This is a genomic window from Pseudomonas sp. CM27, from assembly GCF_013179515.1.
Classification (GTDB): domain Bacteria; phylum Pseudomonadota; class Gammaproteobacteria; order Pseudomonadales; family Pseudomonadaceae; genus Aquipseudomonas.
On sequence record NZ_JABMCN010000287.1, the window covers coordinates 1 to 7,222 of the forward strand.

Consider the following 7,222-nt stretch of genomic DNA (forward strand, 5'->3'; position numbering starts at 1 on the left):
CAAGACACCTTCAGCAGCGACCGCGCGTATGACGGCACGGTGTCACTGCGCCCCGGCAACGGTGTCCCTGCCAGCCTGACCATCAACAACGGTGCCGAACTCACCAGCAAAGGCGGGCGAATAGGTGGCTCGCTTACCAACAACGAAGCCAGTGCGGCCATGGCCACCGTCACGGTCCAGGGCCCCGGTACCCGCTGGGTGGTGCCGCGGACCACTGCCGTGCTGGGCAACACCCTCGTTGTTGGCGGCGCCGGCCAGGGCACGCTGAATGTGCTCGACGGCGGGCAAGTGCTGGTGCGCGACCTTCAGCTCAGCGACAACGGCAATGCCGGCAATGCCCTGTCCCGGGCGAACCTGCTGGTCAGCGGTCAAGGCTCGAAGGTGGATGCCGTCAACGTGACCTCAGGCGGGGTGTTTCTCTACGACTCGCGCATTACCCTGAAGGATGGTGGGCAGCTTGCCAGCGAACGCGTGGCCATCAACTCGATCAGCGAGCTGTCCGGCGCCAACACGCGCTGGGACAACACTGGGACCTTCCGTAACCGCAACGACATGAGCCTGAGCAATGGCGCGGTGCTGACCAGCGACTCCATGGAACTGGGCTCTGCCAACATCGGCCGCAACACCGTGGTCAGCGTATCCGGCGCAGGCACGCGCCTGGCCACGCGCACGCTGACCGTGGGTACCACGACCTACAGCACCAACCTGGTGCTGTCCGATGGCGCCGAGCTGAGCAGCACCGAGGGCGTCGACATCAGCGAGCTGACCAGTATCAACTCGGCTGCACGCGGCACCCTCAGCATCGGTGGCGGGGTTGTCAGGGATGACAGCCGCACCGATATCGACGCCATCACCGCCGGCGCCGCGCAGGCCGCCGGGCGCCTGGACCCGCAAACGGCGATCCGCTTTGGCGCCGGCAGCGGAGCGCTGGCGTTCAACCACACCGACAGCGACCTGCAGGTCAGCAACAGCATCAGTGGCGCAGGGCGTGTCTACGCCTTCAGCGGCAATACCACCCTCAGCGGCGACCTCAGCGGCATGTCCGGCAGCACCGTGGTGCGCGGCGGGCGCCTGGTGCTGGCCGGCGATGTTGACCAGAGCAACCCACGCGGCACCTCGTTGCTGAGCGTCGGCAACGGCACCCTGGTGGTCAACGGCACCGTCGGCCACACCGACGCCGCCGGCAACTACAGCAACCGCGCTCAGGTACTGGACGGCGGCGTGCTGGCCGGTAGCGGTCAGGTCGGTACAACCCAGGTTGCCTCGGGCGGTACCCTCTCCCCGGGTGAGGGCGCGTTGGGGACCTTGTCGATCAAGGGCGACCTGGACATGGCGGCCGGCTCGCGGTACGCCGCAGACATCGCCGGCGATGGCGGCTCGGACCACGTCAATGTCAGCGGCACCGCGACCCTGCGTGGCACGCGGGTGGATGTGACCACGCTGAATGATGCGCAAAGCTACCAGACCGGGCAAACCTACACCTTGCTGGCCGCCCAGGGCGGCGTAGTCGACGGTGCCGCCGCCGGCACCGCGTATGCCCAGGCATTCACCCAATCCGCGTTCCTCGACGTCAGCCTGCAGCGCACGGCCAATGAACTGAACCTGACCATCGCGCAGAAGACCACCACGCCGGAACCGCCTGTAGAGCCGCCTGTAGAGCCGCCTGTGCAACCGCCGGTCGAGCCGCCTGTGCAACCACCGGTGCAGCCTCCGGTCGAGCCGCCTGTGCAACCACCGGTGCAGCCTCCGGTAGAGCCGCCAGTGCAGCCTCCGGTGCAGCCGCCTGTCGAGCCACCGGTGCAGCCACCCGTCCAGCCGCCAGAAACGGACGGGCCAGGCACACCGGGGATCTTCCAGACCGTGGCGCTCACCGAGAACCAGTGGAACACTGCGGGCGCACTCAGCGTTCTGCAGCAGAGCGGCGACCCGCTGCGGCTGTACAACAACCTGCTGGTGCTGGATGCCGACAGCGCGCGCAATGCCATCGATCAGCTCTCCGGCGACTACCACAGCAGCACCGGGACCGCGTTGATCGCCAACAGCCAGGTGGTCTCCGGCGTGCTGGGCACTCGTCTGCGCAGCCTGTTCGACAGCACCACGGTGCGCATGCCGCTGGGTGCATCGAGCCTGATGCCAACCACCCCTGAAGCGCAGGGCGGGGCCTGGGCGCAAACCTTCGGCAACTGGTCGCAGCTGGACGGCAATAACGGCGCCAGCGGCCTGCATCAGCGCACCGGCGGTGTGCTGATCGGCGCCGACGGCAGCTTCAACCCCGATTGGCGCGCCGGCGTCTACGGTGGCTACAGCCGCACCAAGTTCGATGCCGACGACCGCGATGCCAAAGGCCACAGCGACAACTACCACCTGGGCCTGTACACCGGTGCCCAACTCGATGCCCTGCGCCTGAGTGCAGACGTCGGCTACACCTGGCACAAGCTGGACAGCAAACGCAACGTGGCCTTTGCCGGCTTCACCGACCACCTCAAGGGCAAGCGCGACGCCAACACGCTGCAGGCCAGTGGCGAAGCAGCTTATCGCATCGGCCTGGGTGCGGTGGCGCTGGAGCCGTTCGTGGGCGTTTCCTACGTGAAATACGACGCCGACAGCTTCCGTGAAAAAGGCGGTGCAGCGGCCCTGGATGTGTCCAGCGAGCAGCAGGACACCTGGTTCTCGACCGTGGGCATGCGCGCTTCGACACACACCCGCGTGGCCAACCACGACACCCAGTTCTACGGCTCGCTGGGCTGGCGCCGCGCTTACGGTGACCTGGACCCTGGCAGCACCCAGGCCTTTGCCGGCGGCCCGGACTTCGCGGTACAGGGGATCGCCCAGACGCGCAACGTGGCCATGACCGAAGTGGGCGCGAAGGTGCAACTGAACCGCCAGACGGATGTGGGGCTGTCGTATCAGGGCCAGTTCGGTTCGGACGCCCGCATGCACTCGGTGAATGCGGGGATCACGGTTCGCTTCTGAGCCACGGGGCTGCTGCGCAGCCCCGCTTCATCTGGCTGCCTGGCTGACAAATTGGTTATCCTGCTCAACAGCCCCCGCCAGGCTAATGCCAGTCAGTCAAGGCTAAAGGGGCTGCTGCGCAGCCCATCGAGTCCACGCCATGCGCCGTACTTGTGGGAGCCTGGCTTGTCGTGGCGACGAACCGCGGCGATGGGCCGCAAAGCGGCCGCGATTGCTTGACTGACTGGCCTTCACCCGCCGGGCCGCGTACAACAATAAATCATGCCTTGTCCCCACGGAGCTCAGCATGGAATTCTGGCCATTACGCCCATCCACCAGCGACTTCCGCCTGAGCGTCGAGCAAACCGCCAGCCTGCTCTCGCGCACAAGTGAAAGCCACGGCAAGCTACTGGCCGCCGACATGCTGAAATTGCTCGGCGCTCAGGTGCCCCTGGCGCAATGCACCCTCTTCGCCTACAGCCCCAACCGCAGCCCGCAGATCATTTCCTTTGCCGACCGCGCCCGCATGCTCGAGCTGCCCAGAATCTCCAGCAACTACGCCGAACGCTTCTACAGCATGGACGGCAACCAGCAGGCTATGACTGCACGCCCTACCCCCTCGAGCGCCGAGCGCATCATGGTGCAACGCCAGGGCATCGAGGACATCGCCCACCGCGACTACCGACGCATCTGCTACGAGCTGCCGCAAATATCCGAGCGCGTCGCGCTGCTAAGCCACTGCGATGGCAACCGCTGGCTGTCGATAAATTTCTACCGCGGCCGAGAACACGGCCGCTTCTCAGCCAACGAGATCAATGTCATCGAAACAGCCGCCCCGCTGATCGTCCAAATCTCCCGCCTGCACTACCGCGCCTATCTTGAAGCCAATGAAATGCCAGCGCTGCTCAGTGAGCGCGTCATCAGCCTGTACCCGGAACTGACCCGGCGTGACCATGAGCTGCTGCAGCTGATGCTGGCCGGCTGCGACGTGCAAGCCATCAGTACGAGCATGGGCATACAGCAGTCGAGTGCGGCCACCTACATCAAGCGGCTGTATCGCAAGCTGGGGATTGCCGGCCAGCGGGAGTTGCTGGCCCTGGCGACCCAACGCAAGTGGTCGAGCCCGGTTCATTGACGGCCCCTCTACTCCAGGGCCGCCATGGGATCAGCAGCAAAGAAACCTTCATCGGCAAGCCGACGCGCCCTGGCAACACCCCAGGCCAACGCCCGGGCCATCGACTCGTTTGGCCGCGAGGCAAACGCCTCTTCGTGTAATGCCATGCCGGAACGCGCATACACCCCCAGGAACATCTGCGTGCTACCGGTGCGCGAAAGCCTCACCTGCACGTCGATCCGGCTGCCGTCGCCCAGCGTTTCTTCATGGGAGCGGTGGTGAAGCGTAGGATCGACCCATGCCCAGTAAACGTTACCCCTCATTCGCATATAGCCCTCCAGCGACCAACATTGGCAGTGTCCAAAGGCGCGCGGGGAATCCTACTTTCGAATTAGCCCCATCCAACTGGATCGACCACTGGAGATGGCAAATTGCTTCATTTTTTTCATCTCTATAAACACCGCTTCACGGGCACATCAGTGAAGTGCTATCACCGCGCCCTGTACCACCACTCACGCGGAAACGGATTTGCTATGATCGCTGCTCTTCTTCGCTGGGTGAGCTGCCCGTTCACCCAAGCCATGTACACCCTGCTGGAAGCCCCCGATGAACAAATTGATCCTGCCTGTCGCCATCTTCTTCAGCGTCCTGATCAGCGGAAAGATCGCCGAGCATTACGGCCTGGAAGGCAACTGGAAGATCGGCCTGCTGTGCCTGGTGGCCGCTGCCGTGCAGATCGCGGTCAGCCGTTTCCAGCGTGCACAGCGGCAAAAAGCATCGCGATGATCACGGTCTGGGGACTTTTCTTTCACCTAATTTTCACGAGACCCCAGGGACAATCGCACCATCCCTACGTGATAGACCTTGGCCCGCTTCGGCGGGCTTTCTTTTGCCTGCGATTTCGCTTCCATCCAGGTGTCGAGGCCAGCCACAATCGCCCATCAGCTCCAAGCTCGGACGCACGGCATGCTCACCACCCTCGCCATCGGCAACTACCGCTCCATCAACCATCTCGTCCTGCCCCTCGGCCAGCTCAATCTGGTAACGGGCGCCAACGGCAGCGGCAAATCCAACCTCTACAAAGCCCTGCGCCTGCTGGCCGAAACCGCCCAGGGCGGGGTAATCGAAGCCCTCGCCCGCGAAGGTGGCCTGGACTCCACCTGGTGGGCCGGCCCGCAAACCAGTGCGCGCATGAAGCGCGGCGAAGTGCCCATCCAGGGCCAGCACCCAAGCGAAGCCAAACGCCTGCGCCTGGGCTTCGCCACCGAAGATTTCGGCTTTGCCATCTCCCTCGGCCTGCCGATCCCCGTGCCCTACCCAACCGCCTTCATGCTCGACCCCGAGATCAAGTGCGAAGCCATCTGGGGCGCCGGCGCCTATCGCCCCGCCTCGCTGCTGGTCGAACGCAAGAACGCCATGGTGCGCGCCCGCGAGGGCAACAGCTGGACCGTGCTCGACCAGCATGCCGACAGCGGCGAAAGCTTTTTCAACATTGTCGGCCGCCCCCGCCAGGCGCCAGAGATTGGCGACCTGCGCGCGTTCATCAACAGCTGGCGGTTCTACGACCACTTCCGCATCGACCGCGACGCGCCTTGCCGCCAGCCACAGCTAGGGACCCGCTCGCCGGTGCTGCATCACGATGGGCGCAACCTGGCTTCGGCTTTGCAGACCATTATCGAGATTGGCGAGGTTGAAGACCTTACAGCGGCCCTGGAGGACGCGTTCCCCGGTAGCCGGCTTGGGATTGATGCGCCGCCGGGAGGGTTGTTCAGCGTGCGGCTGCATCAGCATGGGCTTTTGCGGCCGCTGGGCGGGGCTGAATTGTCCGATGGGACCCTGCGTTACCTGCTGTTGATGGCGGCGCTGCTTACCCCACGGCCACCGTCGCTGATGGTGCTGAACGAACCGGAAACCAGCCTGCATGCCGACCTGCTGCCGGCCCTGGCGCGGCTGATCATTCGCGCTTCGCAACGCAGCCAGGTGTGGGTGGTCTCGCACAGCAAGCCGCTGATCGACGCGCTGACGGCGTGCGACGGGTGCAATGTGCTGGAGCTTGAGAAGCACCACGGGCAGACCCAGTTGCGTGGGGTCGGGTTGCTGGATGAGCCGCTTTGGCGATGGGTTGATTGAGTTGGGCCGATGGCAGCCTATCGGGAATGCCAGTCAGTTAACCAATGGGGCCGCTTTGCGGCCCATCGCCGGCAAGCCAGGCTCCCACAAGTACGGCGCATGGCTTGAATTCGATGTGGCGAGAATGCCTGTCAGTCAAGCAATGGGCCGCTTAGCGGTCCATTGTCGGCAAGCCTGGATCCCACAAGTACGGCGCATGGCTTGAATTCGATGCGGTCTGGGTGGGAGCTGGCTTGCCGGCGATGGGCTGCGCAGCAGCCCCATTCAGCCTTGACTGACTGGCTTTAGCCTATAGGGCCTTTGCTTCGCTGCATGGCACCGGCTTCATCGGTGTTCGCGGGTGAACCCACACATGCGCTGTACCCGCACGACTCGGCGCTGGCAAAATGCGCCTTTCAAGAATAGCCCCAGCCATGGATTGCAAATGTCAGGAACAAGTGGTTTCACCGCCAACGATATCGCCCAGGCGATGAAGGCCAAGGCACAGGACGCCTTCGGCGAAAAGGTCACCGCGCCAGTCAATGTGCAAAATGTGCAGCAGCACCGGGCCGAGCTCACCTATACCGTCACCGCCAACTACGCGTTCGAGTACCAGAGCCGCTACGTCAGCCAGGCAACCGGCCCGCTGTATGACCAGGCCGATATGCGCGCGGTACTCAGCCATCGACAGCAACAGCTGCTGGCCGCACCAGGTTTTCTGCGGGACCAGACTCAGGCGCAGCTGAAAAGTAATGTCAGCCGCTACCGAGAGCCTGGAAAGTTTCGCATCCTCACTGACCAGAATGTTTACTGCGGCATCGAAGACTGCCAGGGGTGCGCCGGACATGGCACAACCCAATGCTCCAGATGCAGGGGCAGCGCCCTCGAACCGTGCGATCGATGCTACCGCTCATTACGCCTGCCTTGTAACGTTTGCAACGGCAACCGCAGGCCCGGCATGCCTTGCAACAGGTGCAATGATTCGGGAACGATCCCCTGCCACATCTGCCACAGCTCAGGGAACATCACCTGCAGGTCGTGCCGAGC

6 protein-coding genes are annotated in these 7,222 nt (G+C 64.1%); 4 read left to right on the plus strand and 2 right to left on the minus strand.

Annotated features, from left to right (window positions below; all coding sequences use genetic code 11):
• Together HP547_RS25645 and HP547_RS25650 are read left to right on the plus strand one after the other, a co-directional pair.
• A partial coding sequence (locus HP547_RS25645; protein ID WP_172288202.1) for an autotransporter domain-containing protein occupies positions 1-2,973 on the plus strand: 2,973 nt, incomplete at its 5' end.
• Between the two features lie 286 nt (positions 2,974-3,259).
• A complete protein-coding gene (locus tag HP547_RS25650) occupies positions 3,260-4,087 on the plus strand; it encodes a helix-turn-helix transcriptional regulator (RefSeq protein ID WP_172219149.1) in 828 nt (275 codons plus the stop codon).
• 8 nt (positions 4,088-4,095) lie between these two features.
• Here HP547_RS25650 and HP547_RS25655 read toward each other — a convergent pair whose 3' ends face one another.
• Positions 4,096-4,395: a hypothetical protein gene (locus tag HP547_RS25655; protein WP_172219148.1), complete on the minus strand. Its 300-nt coding sequence runs from the start codon at positions 4,393-4,395 to the stop codon at positions 4,096-4,098.
• Between the two features lie 277 nt (positions 4,396-4,672).
• Between HP547_RS25655 and HP547_RS25660 the strand changes: the two genes are divergently transcribed.
• Complete coding sequence (locus HP547_RS25660; protein WP_172219147.1) at positions 4,673-4,852, plus strand: hypothetical protein; 180 nt, start codon at positions 4,673-4,675, stop codon at positions 4,850-4,852.
• Between the two features lie 180 nt (positions 4,853-5,032).
• Positions 5,033-6,196, plus strand: a complete 1,164-nt coding sequence (locus HP547_RS25665; RefSeq protein ID WP_172288204.1) for an AAA family ATPase — start codon at positions 5,033-5,035, stop codon at positions 6,194-6,196.
• Positions 6,197-6,623: 427 nt separating this feature from the next.
• Here the strand turns inward: HP547_RS25665 and HP547_RS25670 are convergent, their stop codons facing one another.
• On the minus strand, positions 6,624-7,022 hold the full coding sequence (locus HP547_RS25670; RefSeq protein WP_172219143.1) for a hypothetical protein: 399 nt from the start codon (positions 7,020-7,022) through the stop codon (positions 6,624-6,626).
• Positions 7,023-7,222 lie beyond the last annotated feature (200 nt).